Origin of the sequence: Gephyromycinifex aptenodytis (assembly GCF_012277275.1) — a bacterium.
Lineage (GTDB): Bacteria > Actinomycetota > Actinomycetes > Actinomycetales > Dermatophilaceae > Gephyromycinifex > Gephyromycinifex aptenodytis.
The window spans coordinates 1,319,514-1,338,878 of sequence record NZ_CP051155.1 but is presented as its reverse complement, the minus strand read 5'-3'; the positions used below and the strand labels follow the sequence as shown (position 1 = coordinate 1,338,878).

Below are 19,365 nucleotides of genomic sequence, written 5' to 3'. Positions count from 1 at the left end.
TGTGCTGGCAATCTGACTGAGTAGTTGCGTCGTCATATGCCAGGCTGATGTGAGGCCTCTCTTCGGGGAATGTAGAGAATCGCGCACACGAAAGGGGGACTGCTGGTGAGCGCCACCACCGCCTCAGCCACACCCCGTTCAGACGCGCCGCAAGCCTCACCCGCCGGATCGCTGCGGGCGCGAACTTCTCAGTTGTGGCGCTCCAGCCGGGCCCAACTCGCGCAGGCGTGGGCATGGCCGCTGGTCCCGCAGGGGTTCATCGCCATGCTGCTCATCGCAGCCGGTTCGATTTCGCCGGCATTCCTTCCCGCAGACGCGCCGCTGCTGGCAGCGCTGCCCTGGTTCAACAGTGCGTTGGCCCGGCTTCTTTCCACCGCAGTGGTCCTCGTTGGTCTGGTAACACTCTTCGAGGCCTGGCTGCGACTGCGCCCGCGGGCGGGTCGCCGCACCGCGCCCACTGCGACCTGGGCCATCTGGAGCGCGCCACTGTTGTTCGCCCCTCCGATCTTCAGCCGGGATGCCTACAGCTACGCCGCCCAGGGCCTGGTGGTCAGCCGCGGGATGGATCCCTATCAAACCGGTCCGATCGCGGTGCCTGGCCCGTTCGCCGATCAGGTCGATCCGTTGTGGCTGTTCACCCCGGCCCCGTACGGACCACTGGCTTTGCAGCTGCAGCGGATCGTCGTAGAACTCAGCGGCGGGCATGCCCTGGTCGCGGCCATCGCGATGCGTGTGCCCGCGCTGGTGGCCATGGGCGTCATCGCGTGGGCGCTACCCCGGCTGGCGACGCGGATGGGAGTCAGCCGCGATCACGCGGTGTGGCTCGGCGTGATCAGCCCCCTGACGCTGTTGCACCTGGTCGGGGGCGCGCATAACGACGCCGTGATGATCGCCTTGGTGGTCGCCGGGTTGTTGCTGGCCTCGGACGGGCGCTGGGTCGTCGCCAGCGTCGCTGTCGCCGCCGGTGCAGGCTTCAAGCAGACCGCCGTCCTGGCGCTGGTCGGGGTTGCCGGGTTGGCCTATCGCCACGCGGCCGGAGGACCCGGCGAAGGCCCGCTGCGAAGCGCCGTGGATCAGCGCGCCTACCTACGCATCGCCAGCAAGGTCGGACTGCTCGCCTTTCTAGCCTTCACCGCGCTCACTGTCGTGACCGGGCTGGGCTGGGGGTGGATCGCCAACCTGTCCGTCCCGGGCTCAGTACTGTCGTTCTTGTCCCCGGTGACGATGGCCGGTGCGGCGCTCTCCTGGGCGTTGGGGGCGCTCGGGGTCCCCCAGGAATGGGCGGCCATGGCGCTACCTGCCGTGCAGGGGTGCGGCGCAGTCGCGGCGGTGCTCGCCCTCGGCTGGATCACCTGGGTGTTGGGTCCCCGTCGTCCGGTGGCAGCCTCAGCTGCGGCGTTCATGGCCTTCACCCTCGGCGGCCCCACCGTTTACCCCTGGTACGTGCTGTGGGGGGCGGTGCTGCTCGGTGCGACATTGACCGATCGGCGCATCGTGCAGTGTCTGGTGTGGGCGACCGGCTGGATGTTGGCTTACGCCGCGTTGGACGTTGCCGTGGTCAACGGTCTGTGGATCCTGGCGCTGGCCGGCATCGGCTGGGGTGTGCTCCGCATCGGGCGGGCACGTCTGGACCGCGTCGACGAACCGCTGATGGGCGGATCTGCCAACGACCGGCAATGGTCGCCGGCAGCCAACACCGGCAACGCCCCGACCGGGTCCGACAGCCGAAACTGAGGTCTGCGGGCCGACGGGCGGGTGAACAATTGCCGACGCCCGAGTGAGCACGGCCGTTCCGGCGGCCAACCGCGCCTACCGTCGAGAAACACCGGCATCGATGACAGCCGGTGCCGGGGATCAACGGCGCCTGCCGCGTCCAGTGGCACGTGCTCGCCCAGCCGAGCGGTCTAGGACGCCGCCTTCTCCGGACCCGTCGACCGACGTCCACGGACGTGGGGGAGGACCTCTTCGTGACTGAACACATCGAGCCCGTGAGTCCCAGGAATCGAAAGACCTACGTCATCGATACCTCGGTGCTGCTGTCAGACCCGCGGGCACTCCTTCGATTCGCTGAGCATGACGTGGTGTTGCCCGTCGTTGTCATTACCGAACTCGAAGGCAAACGGCACCACCCCGAACTGGGGTACTTCGCCCGATCCGCCCTGCGGCTGCTCGACGAACTGCGGGTATCCGCCGGGCGCCTCGACGTGCCGGTGCCCGTCGGCGACCAGGGCGGCAGCCTGCACGTCGAGCTCAATCACGTCGAACAGACGACGCTGCCACCAGGCTTTCGGTTGGGTGACAACGACAGCCGCATCCTGGCCGTTGCCAAGAACCTGGCCGATGAGGGCAGCGAGGTGACCGTGGTGAGCAAGGACCTGCCCATGCGCATCAAGGCCTCCGCGATGGGCCTGGACGCCCAGGAGTATCGGGCCGAACTCGCGGTGGACAGCGGTTGGACCGGGATGTCACAGCTGGAGATCAGCACCGAGGAGATGGATTGCCTCTACGAGCAGGGGCGGATCGTGCACGACAGCGCCGGCCAGATGCCTTGCCACACCGGGCTGGTGCTTCAATCACCCCGGGGTGGGGGACTCGGACGGGTCAGTTCCGACGGCACGATCCGTCTGGTCCGGGGCGACCGTGATGCCTTCGGTCTGCACGGCCGTAGTGCCGAGCAGCGCATCGCCTTGGATCTGTTGCTCGACCCCGACATCGGCATCATCAGCTTGGGTGGCCGGGCCGGAACCGGCAAGAGTGCGCTGGCTATGTGCGCAGGCCTGGAGGCCGTCTTGGAGCGCCGTCAGCACCGGCGCGTCATCATCTTCCGTCCGCTGTATGCCGTGGGTGGGCAGGACCTCGGCTATCTGCCGGGCACCGAGGCCGAGAAGATGGGCCCGTGGGGCCAGGCCGTCTTCGACACCCTGGGCGCGGTGGTCAGCACCGAGGTGGTTGAAGAGATCGTGGACCGCGGCATCCTCGAGGTGCAGCCGCTCACCCATATCCGCGGGCGGTCATTGCATGATGCGTTCGTCATCGTCGACGAGGCTCAGTCCCTGGAACGGAACGTTCTTTTGACGGTCCTTTCCCGGATCGGGCAGAACTCCAGGGTCATACTCACCCACGACGTGGCCCAACGCGACAATCTGCGCGTCGGACGCCACGACGGGGTGGCTGCGGTGATCGAGGTCCTGAAGGGAAATCCGCTGTTCGCGCACGTGACCCTGACCCGTAGCGAACGCAGCCCGATCGCGGCCCTGGTGACCGATCTCCTGGAAGGTGATCACGTCTGAGGCGCGGCCTGCGATTGCGGCGACATCCGACTGCTTTTCTGGGCGAGCCGTTTGACGGCCCCTTACCTGCCCCCCCGGTTGGTGCAGCGGTCCTGAGGGAGCGCTGCGACGATGGCCGGGTGTCCCCGAGATGGGTACTCACGGGCATTATCGGTGCGCAATTACCAGGGCAGCCGGGCAGCTGGGATCGATACTGATGCCCGGCGGGGTAATGGCAGTGCAGGGCGCCCGGGTTGCTAGAACGGGCCGCCATTTGTCAGACGTCCGACCTGATGGCATCGTTTAGGTAACGGTTCCGTAACCAATCGGTTCCAAATCTTCGAGAGCGAGCATCGGTGTCTTCACGATCCAGGTCTACCCGGCTGGCAATATCCTGCGCCGCGGGCGTGTGCGCCTTCGCCTCCGTCCTGCCCTCGGGCGCCGCCGCAGCGGCCGAAGCGCCCCGACCGCAGGCCTCTGTTGCGCAGGGCTTAGCGCCGGCCGCCAGCCGTGCCGTTCGCAGCGGGGTCCCCGGATTCGCTCCCGCTGCAGTGGTTTTGAATGCCCGTCAGCAACTGGCCGCCCGGCTGCGGGTCCAGCGTCATGCACTGGCCGCCCGGCAGGCCAAGGTCGCTGCGCGCAGCGCGACGCGCACCGATCGGCTGCTCGTTACGCGAGCTCACCTCGCGGAATCGCCCGCGGCCTGGTCAGTGAGCACGGATGGTCCTCTGAACAGTTTCGGTGCCTGGACAAACTGTGGACCAAAGAAAGCAATTGGCAGGTGAGCGCCGATAACCCCACCTCTAGTGCATACGGGATTCCGCAAGCGCTGCCGGGGCCGCGAATGGCCTCGCACGGCAAGGATTGGCGCACCAACCCGGAAACGCAGATTCGGTGGGGCTTGGATTACATCCAGAAGCGCTACGGCAACCCGTGCAAGGCGTGGTCGCATTCCCGCGCCACCAATTGGTACTGAGCACCGCCGGGCGCCTGCGGACCAGCCCCCGCCGTCACCGGAGTGATCGGGCTCGATTCGGGTCGACGAAGGCGTCTACAGCTTGCGAAGCCGGACCAACCGCACCGCGTGATCCGCGCCCTTGGTGAGCACCAAGGTGGCTCGGCCGCGCGTGGTGGCGACGTTGGCTCGCAAGTTGGGCTCGTTGATGGTCCGCCAGATCCGTTCCGCCGTGGCCCGCGCATCGTCGTCCGAGAGTTGGGCGTAGCGGTGGAAGTAGGAGTCCGGGTCGGTGAAGGCCGTTTTCCTTAGCCGCAGGAAACGCTCGACGTACCACTCTCGGATGTGCTCCAGGCGCGCGTCGACATACACCGAGAAATCGAAGAAGTCGCTGACCGCCAGCCCACTTCGCCCATCGGCGCGAACCCGGGGCGGCTGCAAGACGTTGAGGCCTTCGACGATGAGAACATCGGGCTGACGCACGACGATCCGCTCATCGGGGACGATGTCGTAGGTCAGGTGGCTGTAGACCGGCGCTGTCACCTCACCGACACCCGCTTTGACGGCGGCGACGAAGCGCAGCAGGGCACGTTGATCGTAAGACTCGGGGAAGCCCTTGCGGTGCAGGATTCCCTGGCGCTCCAGCACGGCGTTGGGGTAGAGAAAGCCGTCGGTGGTGACGAGTTCGACATGCGGGGTCTGCGGCCAGCGGGCCATCAGTTCGCGCAGGATGCGGGCTGTGGTCGACTTCCCGACCGCAACCGACCCGGCGATGCCGATGACGAACGGGGTTCGCTCGGGACGCTCCCCGAGGAAACCCGAGGTGATCAGACGCAGGTGGTCCGAACCCTCGACGTAGAAGCTGAGCAGCCGCGACAGCGGCAGGTAAACCTGTTCCACCTCGTGCAGGTCAAGCCGCTCGCCGACACCCCGCAGCCGCTCCAGATCGTCATGGGTCAAGCTCAACGGGTGGGTCAAACGCAGCCGCGCCCACGCAGCTCGATCGAACTCCACGTACGGCGAGGGCACGACGCGCTGGTCAATTGACACCGCGCCATTGTCCCGCACTGGGCGGCCTCATGTGGTCATGGGCTGCCCGTTGAGAGCACATCGCCTCCTCCGGGTGTCCAGTAGGCTGAGGGCCATGTGTGGAATCGTGGGTTATGTCGGCCCGAACATCGATGACAAGGCCTTGACCGTCGTGATGGAGGGCCTGGCCCGCCTCGAATACCGCGGATACGATTCCGCGGGCGTCGCGCTCATCAACGGGCCGACGGTGGACGTGCGTAAGCGCGCCGGCAAACTGGCCAACCTTCAGCGCGCCATCCAAGACGTCCCGATGCCGGCAGCCAACACGGGAATCGGCCACACCCGTTGGGCCACCCACGGTGGACCCACCGATGAGAACGCCCACCCGCACTACGGCGGCAGCGACGGGAAGCTGGCCGTCATCCACAACGGCATCATCGAGAACTTCCACGGACTGCGCACCAAGCTCATCGCCGAGGGCGTGCAGTTCCGCAGCGAAACCGACACCGAGGTCGTCGCCCACCTACTGGCCCGCGCCTACCAGGAGGTCGGTGACCTCACCAAGGCGATGCGTACCGTCGTGGCGCACCTGGACGGGGCTTTCACGCTGCTTGCCGTGCATGCCGACGAGCCTGGCGTGGTCGTTGCCGCCCGGCGTAACTCGCCGCTGGTGGTGGGGCTGGGAGAGGGCGAGAACTTCCTCGGCTCCGACGTGGCCGCCTTCATCGGCTACACCCGCGAGGCGCTGGAACTGGACAACGACCAGATCGTCACCATCACCGCGGACGAAGCCGTCGTCACCGGTTTTGACGGCACCCCGGCGCAAGGCAAGAGTTTCCACGTAGATTGGGATGCCGAAGCCGCCGAGAAGGGCGGACACGCCTCCTTCATGGAGAAGGAGATCCTTGAGCAGCCGCTCGCGGTTGAGGCCACGCTGTTGGGCCGCACCGACGCAGACGGCGCCCTGGTGCTGGACGAACTGCGCATCCCGGTGGAGCACCTGCGCTCGGTCAACAAGATCGTGGTAGTGGCCTGCGGCACCGCGTTCTACTCCGGCATGACCGCCAAATACGCCATCGAACACTGGACACGCATCCCCACCGAGGTGGAGATGGCACACGAGTTCCGCTACCGCGACCCGGTCGTGGACAAGCGGACGCTGGTGGTCTCGATCAGTCAGTCCGGGGAGACGATGGACACCCTGATGGCGGTCAAGCACGCCCGCGAGCTCGGCGCGCAGACCATCTCGATCTGCAACACCCACGGGGCCACGATCCCGCGTGAGTCCGACGCCGTCCTCTACACCCACGCCGGCCCGGAGATCGCGGTCGCCTCGACCAAAGCCTTCACCGCCCAGATCACCGCCTGTTATGTGCTCGGGCTGTACTTGGCCCAGCTACGCGGCGGCTCCTACGCCGACGAAGCGCAGCAGGTCATGCGGGAACTGCACGCGATCCCGGAAAAGATCAGTCAGCTTCTCGGTCAGATGGATCGGGTCCGCGAAATCGCCCGTTTCATGGCCGACACCCGCTCGGTGCTCTTCCTGGGCCGCCACGTGGGCTTCCCCATCGCTCTGGAAGGTGCGTTGAAGCTCAAGGAGATCGCCTACATCCACGCCGAAGGCTTCGCCGCCGGTGAGCTCAAACACGGTCCCATCGCGCTCATCGAGCCCGGGCAGCCGGTCTTCATCGTGGTGCCCGGCCCGGACACCCCGCACGGTCTGCACGGCAAGGTCGTCTCCAATATCCAAGAGATCCGCGCTCGCGGCGCTCGCACCCTGGTGATCGCCGAAGAGGGCGATCACGATGTCGAGCCCTTCGCCGACGAGGTGATCCGGGTTCCGCAGGCGCCGCCGCTGCTGGAGCCGCTGTTGACGATCATCCCGCTGCAGGTCTTCGCCTGTGAACTGGCGACGGCCAAGGGTTTGGACGTCGACCAGCCCCGTAACCTCGCCAAGTCGGTCACCGTCGAGTGATCGTCGGTATCGGCATCGACGTCGTGGGCGTCGAACGCTTCGAAGAGGTCCTCTCCCGCACGCCTGGCGTGCGGGAGCGGCTCTTCACCCCCAGCGAGCGTGAGATGCCGCTGCTGTCCCTTGCCGGGCGGTTCGCGGCCAAAGAAGCGCTGGCCAAGAGTCTCGGCTCCCCGCCGGGAATGAGTTGGCAGGACGCCTGCATCAGCAGAGGTGCCCACGGCGCGCCATCGCTGGCGGTCAGCGGAACCGTGCAGGCCCGCGCCGACGAGTTGGGCGTGGCCGGGTTTCACCTGTCCATTTCGCACGATGCGGGAGTAGCGGTCGCTGTGGTCGTTGCGCACGCCGGAACGTGATCGATCCGTACAGACTCGACGACCCGATAACTGGAGGACTGGTATGACGATCCGTGCGTGGTCGGTTGAGGTGGTTCGCGCCGCAGAGGCAGCGGCGATGAAGAAGCTGCCTGAGGGTGAGCTCATGCAGCGCGCCGCCCGTGGGCTCGCCGAAGTCGTGATGGCGCGGCTGCAGGATGTGCCGGACGCCCGAGTGGTGGGCCTGGTCGGGTCCGGCGGTAACGGGGGCGACACCCTGTATGCCCTGGCTCGGTTGCAGCGCAAAGAGGTCGCTGCCGGGGTGGTCGCCGTTCTGACTTCCGCCGACGGTGCCCACGAGGCCGCCCTGGCGCAGGCCCGCGAGCGCGGCGTGCAGGTCATCGACGCGCAGAGTGAGTACGAGCAGGCCGTGGCGGCCCTGGGCGAGGCCGATCTGGTGATCGACGGGATCGCGGGTATCGGTGGCACGCCAGGGTTTTCGGCTAAGTCGGCGCAGCTGCTGTCGGGGTTGCTGGATTCGATTGCCGAAGACGCCTACATGCTGGCGGCCGATCTGCCTACCGGCGCAGACCCGGCAGGGGAGAGGGCGCACAGCGAGGGGATCTGGGCCGACGAGACCGTGGCCTTCGGGGTGTGCAAGCCCGTGCACCTGTTGGCGACCGCCCCGCGTTGCGGGTTGTTGAGCGTTATCGACATCGGCCTCGAGATGGTCTCGACCCCGAGCGTGGAACGCCTGGGACATGACGACGTCGCCGCGTTGTGGCCTCTGCCCGGTCCGGACGACGACAAGTACACCCGCGGGGTGGTCGGCATCGTCGCGGGCGGACAGTCCTACCCCGGGGCGGCAGTGCTTGCGGTGACGGCTGCGGTCGAAGCCGGCGCTGGGATGGTGCGCTACGTCGGCCCGAGCCACCCCACCTCGCTGGTGCAGGCCGCGGTTCCCGAAGCTGTGCATGGGCCGGGGCGAGTGCAGGCCTGGGTAGTCGGTCCGGGGCTCGATCCGGACCCGAGCCAGGCCGACGAGGCCGATCTGGCCCAGGTCGCCGCGGCGCGCGCAGCGTTGGACTCGGGCGAGCCGTGCGTGGTCGACGCCGGCGGGTTGGCTCTGCTGGAGGGCCCGCGGGCGGGGGCCGGGGCCCGAACCCTGCTCACCCCGCACGCGGGTGAACTGGCCCGGCTGCTCAGCCGCCTGGACGGGGTGCAGCTGAGCGCCGCCGACATCAGCGCTGAGCCGATTCGACACGCCCGCAGGGCCGCCCAGTTGCTACATGCCACCGTGCTGCTCAAGGGGGCGACCACCTACGTGGTGCCACCCAGTGAGAACCTGCCGGTGCGCGCCCAAGCAGATGCGCCCGCGTGGCTGGCCACAGCCGGGGCCGGTGACGTATTAGCAGGTCTGGCCGGGGCGCTACTCGCAGCCGGGCTGGATCCGTTGGACGCAGGTGCCCTGGCGAGCCTGGTGCACGGTCTCAGTGCGCACCAGAGCAATCCTGGAGGCCCTGTCCGCGCGCTGGGCGTGGCCCACGCCATACCCAGAACCGTGGCCCAGCTGGTGCAACGCGGCCTCTCGTAGGTCAAAGTTGACCCGTAGGTAACGCCCGTATTCTGGTGTAGTTGCACGCGCCCAGCGCCGACCGGACCGGTACGGCTCGAACCGGGGCATCAGGAATCACCTCGATGGAGGTAGACAGCATGGCTGGACAGGGACCTCGCGGCGTTCCCCGCCTGCCGAGCAGCGGCTCGGCCAGCGGGCCTGGCCTCGGCATGGGGTTGGGGTTGGTCGCTGCCGGGCTCACCGCTGCCGCCGGTGTCGCCGCCGATCGCCTCAGCCGTGATCGGCGCACGGCCGTGGCCCTGGACGCCGCCGGAATCGATCCCCGCTACCACGACAAACCGGATGCGCAGTGTGTCGTCACCGCAGGCGACGGGGTGGAACTGCACGTTGAGATCGATGAACCGGCCGGCAGCGACGATCCGGGAAAACCGACCGTCGTTTTCTCGCACGGGTACTGCTTGAGCTTGACCTCATGGGTTTTCCAACGTCGCGCGTTGCGCGAGGCGGGATATCGAGTCGTGCTGTGGGACCAGCGTGGCCATGGCCGTTCCGGTACCGGCCCGCGAGAGTCCTATGTCATCGACCAGTTGGGTGATGACCTCTTTCGGGTCTTGGAACAGGTCGCACCCACGGGCCCGCTAGTGCTCGTCGGTCACTCCATGGGCGGGATGACGATGATGTCGCTCGCGCTGGATCACGAGGAGTTCGTCCGGGAGCGGGTCGTCGGCGCCGCATTCGTGGCCACCAGTCCCGGCAACCTCTCCAGCGTCTCCTACGGGGTCGGGCAGATGGCAGCCAAGGTCATCCGGCGGGTGACCCCGGCAGCGGCGGGTCGTCTCGCTCGGCGTCAGGGGCTGGTTGATGCCACGGTCAAGCAGGGCCGCGACATCATGGACTTCCTCGTTGACTGGGGCTCCTTCGGTTCGCCGGTGCCGCTGTCTATCGCCCAGCTCACTACCGACATGATCTTCGGCACCCGGATGGAGGTCATTTCAGCCTTCTTCCCGCACTTCGACACCCATGACAAACGGGACGCCCTGCGGACCTTCGACGGCGTCGAGACCCTGGTCATCAGCGGGACGGAAGACCGGCTCACTCCCGTCGAGCACAGCGAGGAGATCGTGCGGCTGGTGCCCGGCGCCGAGCAGATCGTCATCAAGGACGGCGGCCACGTCATCATGCTGGAGCACCCGACAGTGCTCAACGAGCACCTGCTGGAACTGGTGGAACGGGCACAGCGAACTGCCGAGAACCCCAAGGAACAGCTCCCGCCGCGCCGCCGCGCCAAGACCACGGTGCGGGATGTGCACGCTCGGCGGGTCGCTCGCCAGGCCCGGGATGCAGCTCGTCGTCAGCGGGAAGCGGGTCGATCGCGCAGTGCCTGAGATCCCGAAGTCAGCAGCAGCAAGCGAAACGTCCGTGCAGGCAAACGCAGTGCCTGATGAATCAGCTGCGCTCGAGGCAGGTCAGGATGCACCGGTCGAGCTGGTGACCTGGCGCAGGCTGGTGAGCGCTGAAGACACCGCAGACCTGGGACGCGTGATCGCCGCCCGATTGCGACCTGGCGATGTGCTCGTGCTGGCCGGGGAACTCGGCGCCGGCAAAACGACCTTCACGCAGGGCCTCGGCGAGGGCTTAGGCGTGCGAGGACCGATCACCTCGCCCACATTCGTCATCTCCCGGATCCACCCCAGCGAGGTCGGCGGCCCTGCGCTGGTCCACGTGGACGCCTACCGGCTCTCGGATGCAGCCGAGCTGGATGACCTGGACCTTGACGCCGACGTCAACTCATCGGTGACGGTCATCGAGTGGGGCGCCGGGATGGCCGAGCAGCTCGCCGAATCCCATCTGCGCGTGGAACTGGTGCGTGCCTTGGGTGAGCAAGCCAGCGCTGTCGTCCACGACCCGGACGCGGCGATCGACCTGGACGGGCCGGACCCGCGCCAGGTGCGGGTGCTGGGTTACGGCCCACGCTGGGCCGACGAGCCAATTCTGGTCTGACCCCGGCGCGGCGGTCTTCTGCCGGGCGGAACTGGGCACGATACCGGCCCCGCAAGTGGGTGTTCTAGCCTTGTGCGGTGCTGCTCCTTGCTCTTGACACCGCCACCTCCGCCGTCACCGCTGCCCTGCACGACGGCACGCGGACCCTGGCCGCGTCCAGCGTCATCAGCCCGCAAGGGCACGGCGAACTCCTGGCTCCGGCGATCCGCACTGTGCTGGCGCAGGCGGGCGTCGCGCCCGCAGACCTCACCGAGGTCGTCACCGGGATCGGTCCGGGTCCCTTCACCGGGCTGCGCGTTGGAGTAGTCACTGCCGCGACCTTTGCGCACGCGCTCGGCATTCCGGTGCACGGGCTGTGCAGCCTGGACGCGATCGCCCACCAGGTACACCTGGAACGAGGTCCGCAGGCCGAACCGGGTCAGATCGTTGTGGCCACCGACGCCAGGCGGCGCGAAGTCTATTGGGCCCAGTACGAGCTCACCGCAGCAGGCATTCGTGCTTGCACCCAGCCGGCGGTGGATCGGGCCGCCGATATCAGCGAGGAGGTGGGGGCACTGCCGGTGGCCGGGCGCGGGGGGCAGCTCTACCCCGAATGCTTCGGTGACGCGCTACCCGTGCTGGATGTCGACGCGGCGGCGTTGGCAGATCTGGCCGCGACTCGGCTGCACGCCGGTGTCTGCCTGCCGGGCATTGAGCCGCTCTATCTGCGTCGACCCGACGCGGTGCCCTCCACCAAGACCAAGTCGGTGTTGAGGCAGCGGTGAGCCAGGAGGCGCTGAGGCTCCGATCCGCTCGATTGCGCGAACTGTGTTGGCGCGACATCGAGCAGCTCGCCGACCTGGAGACCGAGCTCTTCGGGGCGGACGCCTGGAGTCAGGCCACCTGGTGGTCGGAGTTGGCGGGGCGGCCGCGCCGGGCCTATATCGTGCTCGAAAGCGAAACCGAGATCCTCGGCTACGCCGGGTTGGACCTGGCAGGGGAGGTCGCGGACGTCATGACGATCGCGGTCGCCCCGGCCGGGCAGGGGTTCGGGTACGGTCGGCGGCTGCTGGGGTGGCTCATCGAGACGGCCCGCGCGTATGGCGCCGCTCACCTCATGCTGGAGGTCCGGGCAGACAACGACCCCGCCGCCGGGCTGTACAGCTCAGCCGGGTTCACGACCATCTCGCGTCGACGGCGCTACTACCAACCGGGTGACGTCGACGCCCTCATCATGCGACTGCCTTTGGAAGGACATCGATCGTGACCACCACCTTGCCCAGCCCGTCTGCGGCGCCACTCGTGCTCGGCATCGAGTCCTCGTGCGACGAGACCGGGGTCGCCATCGTGCGCGGCCAGGAACTGCTCTCCAATGCGGTTGCCAGCAGCGTGGAAGAACACGCCCGCTTCGGCGGGGTGATCCCCGAGATCGCTTCTCGGGCCCACCTGGAGGCGATGGTCCCGATGATCGAGAAGGCCTGTGATGACGCCGGTGTAGGCCTGGGAGAGCTGGACGCCATCGCGGTGACCAGCGGGCCCGGGCTGGCCGGTGCACTGTTGGTGGGGGTGGCTGCTGCGAAGTCACTGTCCCTGGCGTTGGATCTGCCGCTGTACGGCATCAACCACCTTGTTGCCCACGTCGGGGTGGACGTGCTGGAGCACGGCGAGTTGCCGGAGCCGATGTGCGCCCTGCTCGTCTCCGGGGGGCACTCCAACCTGTTGCTGGTGCGCGATATCTCCAGCGATGTCATCTCCCTGGGCCAGACCGTGGATGATGCCGCCGGTGAGGCCTACGACAAGGTGGCTCGCCTGCTCGGGCTGCCTTATCCGGGGGGACCACACATCGACGCCATCGCCAAGGAGGGCAACCCGCAGGCAATCGCATTCCCGCGCGGTCTCACCTCAGGACGCGACATGCAGAACCACCGATATGACTTCAGTTTCTCCGGCCTGAAGACGGCGGTTGCTCGGTGGGTGGAAGCGTGCAGCGCTGCCGGACGGGAGGTCCCGGTCGCCGATGTGGCCGCGAGTTTCCAGGACGCGGTGGTGGATGTGCTCACCCGCAAGGCGGTCCTTGCCTGTCGCGAGCACGATGCGAAGGATCTACTTATCGGTGGTGGAGTAGCGGCCAACAGTCGCCTGCGCGAATACGCACAGCGGCGCTGCGATGAGGCGGGGATCCGGTTGCGGGTGCCTCGCCCGGGCCTGTGCACCGACAACGGGGCGATGGTCGCGGCCCTCGGCTCGCAACTGATCATGCGCGGGCGGGCTCCCTCGGCCCTGGACTTGGCCACGGATTCCTCGATGCCGCTGGAAGTCGTCCAAGCCTGAAGCAGCCGCGAGGACCCACTGGGGTGGTCATGAAAACGTGCCGCTGCGGCTCGGCAGTGCTCGGATATCGCCGCGGCCGGTCGCTTCGGCCGCAGCTGGGGTGCCACCGCGCGTAGGCTCGGGCGGGTCCGCCGCGGCATACCGCATGTCCTGCAGGTATCAGGCACGATGGCCTGATGGGGATGACCAGGGGTGAGCGCATGAAGACCACACGCCGGATCGCTTTCGCTGCAGCGGTGGCGCTTGGGGCTGCCGGGTGTACCGGGGCCGCGCCGACCGCGCAGGGCACCTCCGGCGCACCCTCGGCGACCCCCCGATCCAGTGCTGCGAGCCCGGCAACGACACCGGCGGCCTCGCCTACCGTGCCCCGTCTGAGCCAGGCGCAACGACGCCGCGCCGCCGCAGATGTGGCCCCGCTGAGCACGGCCGCCCTGGCCGCCCAACTCGTGGTGCCCGACCTGGGCAGCATCGACGCCGGTGCCGCAGCAACCGTGCGACAGCAGGGTTACGGCGGAGTGGTCGTGATGCGCAACGCGCTTCCCGCCGGACCCGCTGCCGCTGGCGCGGCCAAGGCTGGGAACGCGCGGATCAGCGCCGCCGTCACCGCCAGCGGCAGGCGCTGGCCGGCCTTCGTGGCGGTGGACCAAGAAGGTGGCACCGTCACCCGGTTGGACGCCCCCCTGACCCAGTTCCCAGGCGCGATGGCGCTCGGGGCGGCCGGTTCAGCAGGCCTGGCCGCCAAGGTCGGGCGGGCCTCGGGGGCTGAACTGCGCGGGTTGGGTTTCACCGTGGTGATGGCCCCGGACGCAGACGTCACCATCGGGGCGGCGGATCCCACCATCGGGGTCCGTTCACCGGGCAGCGACCCGGCGCTGGTGTCTCGGATAGCGGCGGGCTATGTGCGCGGCTACCGACAGTCCGGGATTCTGCCGGTCGTCAAACACTTCCCCGGCCACGGCAGCGTCCGGGGCGACACCCACACCGGGCTGGCCCGCCAGGACGCCGACCTGGCGGCCCTGACCAAGCGAGACCTGGTGCCCTTCCGCGACGCGGTCAAGGCCGGGGCCCCGGCAGTGATGACCGCCCACGTGATCCTGGACGCGGTGGACCGCCAGCGCCCCGCGAGCCTGAGCCGAGCCGTCACCACCGACCTGCTGCGCGACAAACTCGGCTATCAGGGCCTGATCGTCACCGACGCCCTCAACATGGGGGCCATCACCGAGGGCATCGGCGCCGGAGAGGCTGCGGTGCGGGCGCTGGAAGCCGGGGCGGATGTGCTGCTGATGCCGGCCGACCCTGCGGCTGCCGTCAGCGCCATCGAGGACGCCGTCACAACCGGGCGGATCAGCCGGTCCCGGCTGGAGGCCTCCGCCGCCCTGATGGTCGCCACGCTGCGGGCCAATGTGGCGGCGGTACCGAAGGATTCAGCTCCGGGCTCGCACGGGAACATCGCCCGCGAGGTGGCCACCTCTTCGCTGACCCAGATTTCTGGCAGGTGCGGTCGACGACTCGTGGGCCGCTCCATCACCCCCAGCGGGGGCACCGCCGCAGATCGTGCAGCGCTGGCAGCGGCGGCCAAACGAGCTGGTCTGCGCGTCAACGACACCGGGACGACGGTTGCTTTGTTGGGCGGCGGGGTCTACCGCGCCGGTTCGGCGCGCAGCTCCGGTGCCACCAGCGCAACCGCTGACGTGCTGGTGGCCCTGGACGTCCCCTACGGGTTGGCGTCCAGCAAGGGCGTCAAGATCGCGGCCTACGGGCGTACCCCGGCTACCTTCACCGCGGTCGTGGACGTACTGCTGGGCCGCAGCCGCGCGCCCGGTGCGCTGCCGGTCGCGGTCGGTTCGGTGCAGGCAGGCGCTGGCTGTGGCCGCTGACCGCCAGGACAGGGTGCTGGTCTGTGGCGCGCTCGCGGTCGAATACGGGTGCTCCACGCTGGCGCTGCCGACTTCGCCCGGACGGGCCCCGGTGCATGTGGTGAGCTCCGAACAACGCACCCTCGGCGGTGCGGCGGCCCTAGGCGCGGCGGCGGCTGCCCGAGCCGGGGCGCGAACCACGCTGTCGGCGGTCTGCGGCGACGACGCCGACGGGTTGTGGTGTCTGAGCTGCCTGGACAGCGCCGGGGTCGATACCAGCGCCGTCTTGAGCGTGCCCGGCCCCACCATGGAGCGCCTGCTGCGCTGGAGCCCCAATGCGCAGCAGACCTTGGACGAACGCCTGCTGGCGGATTCCCTCCTTGAGAGCTATCCCGAGCCGGAGGAGGAGACGATCATCCGCCCCGGGATCGTCCCGATGAGCCCCCAGGACCTGGATTCGCCACTGGCCCAGGAATGGCTTACGCAGGCCCGCAACGCTCTGGCCGAATGCCAACCGGGTGATGTGCTGCTCATCGAAGGCCTGATGCTCGGCGTCGGTCGGAGCCTGCTCGAGGCGGCCTACGACGCCGACCTGCAGATCGTCGGCGACCTGCGCCCCTTCCCGGCGTTGACGGCCAGCACGCTCGTGGAACGACTCGACGTGGCGGTTGTCGACCCTGACGGTGCCGGCCTGCTCGCAGATTCTCCAGCGGCACCGGCCTCGACGTTGATCCTGGCCGGCGCGGGTGGCGCCTGGTGGGATGGGCTACAGGTGCAGCCGCCGCTGGATCCGTGGGCGCCCGCGACGATCCTGGCCGCGCCGGAACCAGCCCACCACGCCTTCTGCGGCGCTTTGGCTGCCGCGCTCGCCGCCGGAGTCGACCGGCCGGAAGCTTTGGATACCGCTCTAGGGGCGTGGGCGGCGGCCGCCGCCGGTGGCCGGCACCGTTGCGACTTGGGGGCGGGTTCCTGATGGAGCTCACCTCGCCGACCCCGTCCGCAGCGCTGTGCGGTGTCCTGGTCGATGAACTCTGCCGACTTGGGGTGCGCGAGGTGGTGCTGTGCCCGGGTTCGCGTTCGGCGCCGCTGGCCTACGCCTTCCACGAGGCCGATCGCGCCGGTCGGTTGCGGCTGCACGTGCGGGTGGATGAACGCTCGGCCGCCTTCCTGGCGCTCGGTCTGGCCAAGGCCAGCGGAATGCCCGCTCCCGTCGTCACCACCTCTGGTACGGCTGTGGCCAACCTGCACCCCGCGGTGCTGGAGGCTCATGAGGCGGGCGTCCCCATGCTGCTGCTCACCGCCGACCGCCCGCCCGAGCTGCGGGGCACCCGGGCCAACCAGACCACCGACCAGGTCAAGGTCTTCGGTGGCGCGGTGCGCTGGGCGCACGACTTGGAGACCCCGGCCGTGCGGATCGGCATCCAGCAGGCCTGGCGCACCGGCGCCGACCGGGCGATGGCGGCGGCGCTGGGAGCGTTGGGGGCCGACCCTGGTCCGGTGCACCTCAACATCCCGCTCCGGGATCCGTTGGTGCCCGCTGATCGAGGGCAACCGCCGTGGCCGGAGTCACTGGAGGGGCGCCCGAACGGTTCGCCATGGACCCGGGTCGGACTGGACCCGCGGACGCCGCGCTGGATGGGCGGGCCGATTCCTGGCGAGGGCGACATGATTACCGCGCAACCGCGCACCTTGATCGTGCTGGGCGATCTGCCGCTGCGGGCCCACGCCGAGGCGCTGCGAGTAGCCGACCATCTCGGGCATCCGGTGATCTGCGAACCCTTCGGACAAGCCCACCCGGACTGCGACGTGCTGCCGTGCGGCAACCGAATGCCACACGGTGCGTTGCTTGCGCCACTGGCGCAACGCCGGGCGCTGCGGCCTGATCGCATTCTCGTCCTGGGCCGGCTCACCCTGTCGCGTTCGATGGCCCAGTTGCTGCGCCTGCCAGGGGTGCGCGTGGAGATGGTCACCTCCGGCACCCGCTGGCCCGACCCCGGCCATGTGCTGGATGCGGTCTACCCCTGGTCTGCGTTGCGGCTGCTCTGCGATAGCGAACTCGCAATGGAAGATGTGGCCGCCACCAGTGAGTTCCTGCGGGCCTGGTCCGAGGCAGCCCGGGAGGCCTCCGAGCGGGTGCGTCCGCTGCTGGATCAGGGGTGGCCGCACGGCCCGGCGGTGGCTTCGACCCTGTTGAGCGCGCTGCCCGATGAGTCGCTGCTCTTCCTCGGCTCCTCTAACGGTGTACGTGACGTTGACGCTGCCCGGTACGCCGACACCGCCCAGGTGCTGGCCAGTCGCGGGCTGGCCGGGATCGACGGCTGCGTCTCCACAGCGGTCGGACTCGCGCTGGCGACCCGACAACCCACCTATGCGCTGCTGGGCGACCTGACGTTCCTGCACGACACCAACGGCCTGCTCATCGGGCCGGGGGAGCCCCTGCCCGACCTGACCATCGTGGTGGCCAACGATGACGGCGGCGGAATCTTTGACACCCTGGAATACGGCCAGGATGCGCAGCGCCGACATTCCCCGGGGGCATTCGAGCGGGTGTTCGCCACCCCGACCGGAGTTCGGATCGTCGACCTGGCCGCCGCACACGCCGTGCCCTACGCGGCCGCGTGCACACCGGAGGAACTGGCGAGCGCGGTTCGGGAACGACCGCGCGGGTTGCGGATCGTGGAGGTGCCGCTGGCGCGCACCGGTCGCCAGGATTTCGCCGCGGCACTGCTTCGCGCTGTGGGCTGACCCGCCAGGGGACCCCGGCTCGGCGCCGTCACCGTCCCGCTGCGGGGGCTGTGCGGCAAAGAGCAGCTCAGAAGCTCGCGCCCCCGATCGGGGCGATCCCGGTGTCCAGGGCGCACCCGAGTTCGTGCGCGGCTGCGGGGCGCAGTTCCTGGATCAGACCTGCGGCGTGCAGTTCGGCTGCGCCCTGTAAACCCAGGTACAGCCCGGCGAGGCTCGACATGTCCAGGCGAAGATCCGGTTCGGCCTGCGTGGGTGATGTGCGGGCGACCCCGTCCGCAGCGATGGTCAGGTGCACCCGCTGAGCCCCGCTCGGCGCCATGGCGTCGGTGACCTCCAAGACCAGGTCGGCAGCGCAGGCATATCCGCGCAGCCCCAGGGCATCCTCCAGGATCGCCGGTCGCAGCCACAGCCCGTCGTACACCCGCAGTTTCGCGTCGCGTGGGCTGTTGCTCCAGGCCAGGAGCGGGTCGCTCAACCCGCGGTGGGAGAACGTGGTGCTCCCCGCCAGATCCATGTCGAGCAGGCGGGCGCACAGCGCCAGGTGGGTCGGTGCATCGAGGGCCGCCAGGTGATAGACCATGACCTCCCCAGCGGGACTGGCCTCTTCCCACGACAGTTTGCGCGAGTAGATCGCAGCCCCGACCTCGACCCCCTGCCGGGTCGCGATCAGCGCCCTGCGCGGCTCCTGGCCGGGGCGTGCCGCCGGCACATCGCGCAGGTTGGCCCGGACCTGGTTCGGGCTCAGGGTGAGGAACCCCAGCGTGCTGCCCGCGCACCGGGTGTCGATGTCGCTCAGGCGTCGGGCGCACTCGGGGCTGTCGATGTCGAACAGCGTGCTGGTCTGCACCTGCTCGGCGTCGGCCTCGATGTGCGCTGGCGCGGCCAGGCGCGCCCCACGGGGCAGGGTGAGGGTGACGTCGTGGCTGGCGACTCCGAACCCGAAGCGGCCGTAGATGCCGGTCTCGGTTGCGTGCAGCCCGCATAGGGCGATCCCGCGCTCGCGCACGGCGGCGAGGTAGTGACGCATCATCGCGCTCAGGACGCCGCGTCGGCGCACGTCGGGATGCACACCGACCCAACTCAGCCCGGACAGCGGAACGCTTCTGGCGCCTCCGCGCGGGCCCGGGATCGTCATCGCCAGGTCGAAGGAGGTGTACATGCCGCAGAGTTCACCTGGGTGTTGCGGGTCTCGGACGCCGAAGGTGGTCTCCCAGTTGATCTGCTCGGCCATGTCCACCGGGGCGCTCTCCGGAGCACTGGCGAAGGCGTAGCCACCTAGGGTCAGTACAGCCTGAATGTCCTGCGGTCCCAACGGGCGGATGTCGATTTTCACCCGGT

16 protein-coding genes are annotated in these 19,365 nt (G+C 68.8%); 14 read left to right on the top strand and 2 right to left on the bottom strand.

The window, feature by feature from the left end:
- Positions 1 to 105: 105 nt before the first annotated feature.
- From mptB to G9V96_RS15425, 3 genes are all read left to right on the top strand, one after another.
- Positions 106 to 1,734, top strand: coding sequence for a polyprenol phosphomannose-dependent alpha 1,6 mannosyltransferase MptB (gene mptB, locus G9V96_RS05740; protein WP_168582176.1), 1,629 nt, complete (start codon positions 106 to 108; stop codon positions 1,732 to 1,734).
- Positions 1,735 to 1,967: 233 nt separating this feature from the next.
- A complete protein-coding gene (locus G9V96_RS05735) occupies positions 1,968 to 3,290 on the top strand; it encodes a PhoH family protein (protein ID WP_226913508.1) in 1,323 nt (440 codons plus the stop codon).
- 388 nt (positions 3,291 to 3,678) lie between these two features.
- Entirely contained in the window at positions 3,679 to 4,245 is a 567-nt protein-coding gene (locus tag G9V96_RS15425; RefSeq protein ID WP_449727782.1) for an aggregation-promoting factor C-terminal-like domain-containing protein, read from the top strand.
- A 75-nt stretch (positions 4,246 to 4,320) separates the two neighbouring features.
- On the opposite strand, the gene coaA is transcribed toward G9V96_RS15425, so the two are convergent.
- Complete coding sequence (gene coaA / locus G9V96_RS05725) at positions 4,321 to 5,274, bottom strand: type I pantothenate kinase (protein ID WP_168582174.1); 954 nt, start codon at positions 5,272 to 5,274, stop codon at positions 4,321 to 4,323.
- Between the two features lie 94 nt (positions 5,275 to 5,368).
- Between coaA and glmS the strand changes: the two genes are divergently transcribed.
- The 11 genes from glmS to menD all read left to right on the top strand — a co-directional run bounded on the left by glmS (position 5,369) and on the right by menD (position 18,027).
- Positions 5,369 to 7,228, top strand: coding sequence for a glutamine--fructose-6-phosphate transaminase (isomerizing) (gene glmS, locus G9V96_RS05720; protein WP_168582173.1), 1,860 nt, complete (start codon positions 5,369 to 5,371; stop codon positions 7,226 to 7,228).
- The gene (locus G9V96_RS05715; protein WP_168582172.1) at positions 7,225 to 7,581 is read left to right on the top strand and encodes a holo-ACP synthase; all 357 of its coding nucleotides are present in this window, start codon (positions 7,225 to 7,227) and stop codon (positions 7,579 to 7,581) included. Before glmS ends, G9V96_RS05715 begins: the two co-directional genes overlap by 4 nt.
- A gap of 43 nt (positions 7,582 to 7,624) precedes the next feature.
- Positions 7,625 to 9,133, top strand: a complete 1,509-nt coding sequence (locus G9V96_RS05710) for a bifunctional ADP-dependent NAD(P)H-hydrate dehydratase/NAD(P)H-hydrate epimerase (protein WP_168582171.1) — start codon at positions 7,625 to 7,627, stop codon at positions 9,131 to 9,133.
- Positions 9,134 to 9,252: 119 nt separating this feature from the next.
- Positions 9,253 to 10,500, top strand: coding sequence for an alpha/beta fold hydrolase (locus G9V96_RS05705; RefSeq protein WP_168582170.1), 1,248 nt, complete (start codon positions 9,253 to 9,255; stop codon positions 10,498 to 10,500).
- A 100-nt stretch (positions 10,501 to 10,600) separates the two neighbouring features.
- Positions 10,601 to 11,116, top strand: coding sequence for a tRNA (adenosine(37)-N6)-threonylcarbamoyltransferase complex ATPase subunit type 1 TsaE (gene tsaE, locus G9V96_RS05700; RefSeq protein WP_168583866.1), 516 nt, complete (start codon positions 10,601 to 10,603; stop codon positions 11,114 to 11,116).
- Positions 11,117 to 11,193: 77 nt separating this feature from the next.
- Entirely contained in the window at positions 11,194 to 11,880 is a 687-nt protein-coding gene (tsaB, locus tag G9V96_RS05695; protein ID WP_168582169.1) for a tRNA (adenosine(37)-N6)-threonylcarbamoyltransferase complex dimerization subunit type 1 TsaB, read from the top strand.
- Positions 11,877 to 12,362, top strand: coding sequence for a ribosomal protein S18-alanine N-acetyltransferase (gene rimI / locus G9V96_RS05690; protein WP_226913507.1), 486 nt, complete (start codon positions 11,877 to 11,879; stop codon positions 12,360 to 12,362). Before tsaB ends, rimI begins: the two co-directional genes overlap by 4 nt.
- Positions 12,359 to 13,426, top strand: a complete 1,068-nt coding sequence (tsaD, locus tag G9V96_RS05685; RefSeq protein WP_226913499.1) for a tRNA (adenosine(37)-N6)-threonylcarbamoyltransferase complex transferase subunit TsaD — start codon at positions 12,359 to 12,361, stop codon at positions 13,424 to 13,426. Before rimI ends, tsaD begins: the two co-directional genes overlap by 4 nt.
- 200 nt (positions 13,427 to 13,626) lie before the next feature.
- The gene (locus tag G9V96_RS05680) at positions 13,627 to 15,303 is read left to right on the top strand and encodes a glycoside hydrolase family 3 protein (protein WP_168582168.1); all 1,677 of its coding nucleotides are present in this window, start codon (positions 13,627 to 13,629) and stop codon (positions 15,301 to 15,303) included.
- Positions 15,293 to 16,255, top strand: a complete 963-nt coding sequence (locus tag G9V96_RS05675; protein WP_168582167.1) for a hypothetical protein — start codon at positions 15,293 to 15,295, stop codon at positions 16,253 to 16,255. Before G9V96_RS05680 ends, G9V96_RS05675 begins: the two co-directional genes overlap by 11 nt.
- A complete protein-coding gene (gene menD, locus G9V96_RS05670) occupies positions 16,255 to 18,027 on the top strand; it encodes a 2-succinyl-5-enolpyruvyl-6-hydroxy-3-cyclohexene-1-carboxylic-acid synthase (RefSeq protein WP_168582166.1) in 1,773 nt (590 codons plus the stop codon). The genes G9V96_RS05675 and menD overlap by 1 nt, the downstream gene beginning before the upstream one ends.
- 67 nt (positions 18,028 to 18,094) lie before the next feature.
- On the opposite strand, the gene G9V96_RS05665 is transcribed toward menD, so the two are convergent.
- Positions 18,095 to 19,360 (bottom strand): GNAT family N-acetyltransferase, encoded by a 1,266-nt coding sequence (locus G9V96_RS05665; RefSeq protein ID WP_168582165.1) that lies wholly within the window; start codon positions 19,358 to 19,360, stop codon positions 18,095 to 18,097.
- Positions 19,361 to 19,365 lie beyond the last annotated feature (5 nt).

Coding starts and splice junctions, on each gene's coding strand:
- menD (WP_168582166.1), top strand. CDS start 16,255: ATGGAGCTCACCTCGCCGACCCCGTCCGCAGCGCTGTGCGGTGTCCTG.
- G9V96_RS05705 (WP_168582170.1), top strand. CDS start 9,253: ATGGCTGGACAGGGACCTCGCGGCGTTCCCCGCCTGCCGAGCAGCGGC.
- G9V96_RS05680 (WP_168582168.1), top strand. CDS start 13,627: ATGAAGACCACACGCCGGATCGCTTTCGCTGCAGCGGTGGCGCTTGGG.
- G9V96_RS05710 (WP_168582171.1), top strand. CDS start 7,625: ATGACGATCCGTGCGTGGTCGGTTGAGGTGGTTCGCGCCGCAGAGGCA.
- glmS (WP_168582173.1), top strand. CDS start 5,369: ATGTGTGGAATCGTGGGTTATGTCGGCCCGAACATCGATGACAAGGCC.